Source organism: Synechococcus sp. R8-2, from assembly GCF_047461715.1.
Taxonomy (GTDB): Bacteria; Cyanobacteriota; Cyanobacteriia; order Thermostichales; family Thermostichaceae; genus Thermostichus.
In genome coordinates this window covers 1-3131 of sequence record NZ_JANSHQ010000061.1, presented here as the reverse complement: position 1 = coordinate 3131, position 3131 = coordinate 1, and the positions used below count along the sequence as shown (strand labels likewise).

At 58.9% G+C, this 3131-nt stretch carries 3 protein-coding genes and 1 tRNA gene; all 4 read right to left on the bottom strand.

Annotated elements, in window-relative coordinates; translation table 11 throughout:
• Positions 1 to 253: 253 nt before the first annotated feature.
• The 4 genes from NW819_RS01570 to NW819_RS01555 all read right to left on the bottom strand — a co-directional run bounded on the left by NW819_RS01570 (position 254) and on the right by NW819_RS01555 (position 2991).
• Positions 254 to 338, bottom strand: a tRNA-Ser gene (locus NW819_RS01570).
• Positions 339 to 412: 74 nt separating this feature from the next.
• Positions 413 to 841, bottom strand: a complete 429-nt coding sequence (locus NW819_RS01565; protein WP_414412690.1) for a DUF2358 domain-containing protein — start codon at positions 839 to 841, stop codon at positions 413 to 415.
• Entirely contained in the window at positions 838 to 1635 is a 798-nt protein-coding gene (locus NW819_RS01560; RefSeq protein ID WP_414412689.1) for an MBL fold metallo-hydrolase, read from the bottom strand. The genes NW819_RS01565 and NW819_RS01560 overlap by 4 nt, the downstream gene beginning before the upstream one ends.
• A gap of 15 nt (positions 1636 to 1650) precedes the next feature.
• Positions 1651 to 2991 (bottom strand): TldD/PmbA family protein, encoded by a 1341-nt coding sequence (locus NW819_RS01555; protein WP_414412688.1) that lies wholly within the window; start codon positions 2989 to 2991, stop codon positions 1651 to 1653.
• Between the last annotated feature and the right edge of the window lie 140 nt (positions 2992 to 3131).

The following is a 3131-nucleotide window of genomic DNA, read 5'->3' as shown; positions in this document are numbered from 1 at the left end:
CTCCTGCGATTTCTAGCTGACAGGGCCATGTCCCACCCCGTCTGTTATATCCCCTATTGTGTCCCACTTTAGCCTGGATTACAGTGGGTTTCCCCGGTCTATCGTGGACACTAAAAAGCCCAGAAGCCTTGCTGGGTAAGAGCTTTCTGGACTTCAGTGGACGTTATCGGATTACGGAGAGAGTGGGATTCGGTCGCGCCAGCGGGCCGGATGGCCTTACCCACGGTGAGTTGCTCTCACAAACAAGTTCCAGCGGAGAGAGTGGGATTCGAACCCACGGTGAGTTACCCCACACAGCATTTCCAGTGCTGCGCCTTCGACCACTCGGCCATCTCTCCAGATTGAGAATAGGGGCGACTTTCCAGGAGGGCTAAAAAGTCAGCTTTGTGATCCTAGCAAAGGATGGAAGCTATTAACGGGATCCTTTGGGCTCCCCAGGCCGAAACATTTGCAGCAGCACTTCCCAGCGGGAGCATCGCCAGTAGTCAATATGGGATCCGATCAACCCCGTCTCATTGATCTGCATCTCTGTCCAGCCGGGGATGCACAGGCGGGGACGCCAAGGCAAAGCCAAAGCACCGCTTAGGATCCACTCGGTGCGGATCTGGCTGCCGGTTTGTCGAATATCCTGCAGCTCGAGACGGATATCCTCTATCCAACGCCCTATCCCCTCGATCATGCGGCGATAGCGATCCAAGCCGCGAAACTCGTTGAGGGGATCCCGGAAGTAAACCTGCGGGTCGTAGATCGCATAGGTCTGATCCCGGGGAAAGCGAGCGTAATCTGCCCGCAAGATGGCCACCAGATCGGCGCTAGGCGGGGCTTGGGAAGAAAGGCTCATAGCTTGGCCGCAACAGAAAGAGACACCGTTTCTCCGGGGGCAGGGCAACACAACCGGATAGATTGGGACGTGGCGGCATTCAAGGCTGCCAGCTTTTCTCGAAACTCCTGCAGGCTGCCCAAGGGGCGGATCTGGGCGGCAAACCACCCGTGGTAGTCCACCTCTCCCATCGCGGTTGGGATCACCTGCTGGGGGCGTAGGGCTGCCACCACCTCCAGGGCCCGCTCTGGCCCCATGATCACCTCTCCCAAGAGGGGAAAGATCTGCCCCACCACCGGAATCAGTAGGGTATGGATGGAGCCAAACTCCTGCTGCAGCCGCGGGCGGACATCCGGCTGGGACAGATGAGGCTCGTAGTAAAGCCGTGTCTGGGAGGACACCTCTTCCAGCAGATAGCCCAGCTCACGGACAGGCCCCAGGAGCGCACCGGGAATGGCCGTGACGCGCAGATCCCCCCACTGAGCGGACTGCCAGGGATCCAGAGCCTGAACCGTTGCAAATCCTAGACTCTTCACTACTCTGGCTGCAGCCGGCGAGGCCAAAACGGGGATCCGCTTATCCAGGCGCTGCAACGTTGGTGGGTGGCAGTGATCCGGCTGGGCTTGGCTGAGGAGGATCCCGTCGATTTTGGGCAAGGTCTCCGGCGTAAAAGGGAGCGGCTGGCGGTGCTCCAGGCGGATGAACCAGGGGATCCCCAGAAACACCAAGGGATCCACCAGCCACGGATCCAATAGGAAGGTTTGCTCCCGGGTGTGGATGAGCCAACTGTTGAGGTCGATGCGGGTCAGTTTCATGAGTTGAAAGTAAGGTTATTGGCCGGTAATGGAGAGATCGGCAACCCAGATGCGGGGACACAGCCCACCCGGTGTGACTTGCGGCTCGGGCTCGACGTAGAAAATCGACTTCAACAACTCCAGAAAGTCTCCGGCCACCGTGGCCGCTTCGATGCTGATGCGCTCTCCTTGGCGCACCCACCACCCCTGAAACGGCAGGGAGAAGGATCCCTGTAGGGGCTTAACGCCGGCATGAAGCGCTTGCAGCTCATCGATCCAAACTACATTTTTAGCCGCAGCCAAGTCATAGGTGCTCTCCGGCGGTGCCCCGGCAAATACATGGTAGTAGTGGGCGGCAACTGTGACCTTGGCGCCGATGTTGGCATGGCCGGTGGGCTTGGCTCCTAGGCGCTTAGCCGTACCGGCGCTGTGCAAAAAGTGGGTCAAGACCCCATTGGTGATGAGAGGGACACGGCGGGTGGGGGTGCCTTCTCCATCAAAGCTGATCGCTCCCACATTGGTCGGGTGTAGGGCATCGTCACACACCGACAGAAGAGGTGAGGCAATGGTCTTGCCCAGGGATTCTGGGGTGGACAGGCTTTGGTTGTCCAAAATGTTTTGGGCATTGAACACATTGGAGAAGGCGCCCAACAAACTCAAAAAGGCTTCTCCGGAAAAGACCACTGTGTATTTTCCAGAGGGGATCCGCTCGTACTCCAGATGGCTAATCAGTTTCTCAGCAGCTTCCTGCACACAACCCTGGATATCCAACTCATCCAGGCTGCGAGCCACTCGCATGGCTCCGGCACTGCGGGGTTTGCGGCCCTCTTGCTCTGCCTTGCTGTAGAGAAAAACCGAAGCGAGGGTATGCTCCTCTTGTCGCAGGGCTTGGTGGCTGTTGAGGTAGAAGCGGTTGATCTGCCGCTGCGCTAGGCCGTTGTAGGGCACCCCCTGAATGGCGGGATGGGATCCCAGGAGTGCCTTTTCGGCAGCCACCAACTGTTCCAACAAGTCGCCGGCCAAAGCCAACGGCCCTTTGTCGTTACAAGGCTGGGCAATGGGCAGAGTGGCTTCCGGGCTGAATTGAGGGGCATGTTCCCGCACGCCAAAATGGCTGGCTTCAAAGGCCGTTTGCAGGGCCAGTTCCAGCCCCACCTCATCCACATCGGTGGTGGAGGTCACCCCCACCTGACCCTGGTCGTTCCAGGCCCGCACCGTCACGCTGCAGCGATGGGAAGCCTTGACCTGGCGAGGTTCCCCATGATCTACCTGCACGCTGGTTTCATCCACTTGAGCCCCGTAGAGATCAAACTGAGGGATCCCCAGCCGCCGGGCACAGCTTTGTGCCTGTTCTGCCAACACCTCGACTTGCACCATTGCCACTCCCCAAGTTCCTGTTGCCATCCAGCGCCTCTAGTAAACTACCCGCACTCATGCTGACGCAGAGCGCTCCGCACCGCTAAAGCGAAAGAGTGCAGGCTTTCGGTAGCCCTGTAGTTGGCAAGCCAACCACGGAC

What these genes read in the sequence shown, in the direction of transcription:
- NW819_RS01565 (WP_414412690.1), bottom strand. Translation starts at nt 841, where the DNA reads ATGAGCCTTTCTTCCCAAGCCCCGCCTAGCGCCGATCTGGTGGCCATC.
- NW819_RS01555 (WP_414412688.1), bottom strand. Translation starts at nt 2,991, where the DNA reads ATGGTGCAAGTCGAGGTGTTGGCAGAACAGGCACAAAGCTGTGCCCGG.
- NW819_RS01560 (WP_414412689.1), bottom strand. Translation starts at nt 1,635, where the DNA reads ATGAAACTGACCCGCATCGACCTCAACAGTTGGCTCATCCACACCCGG.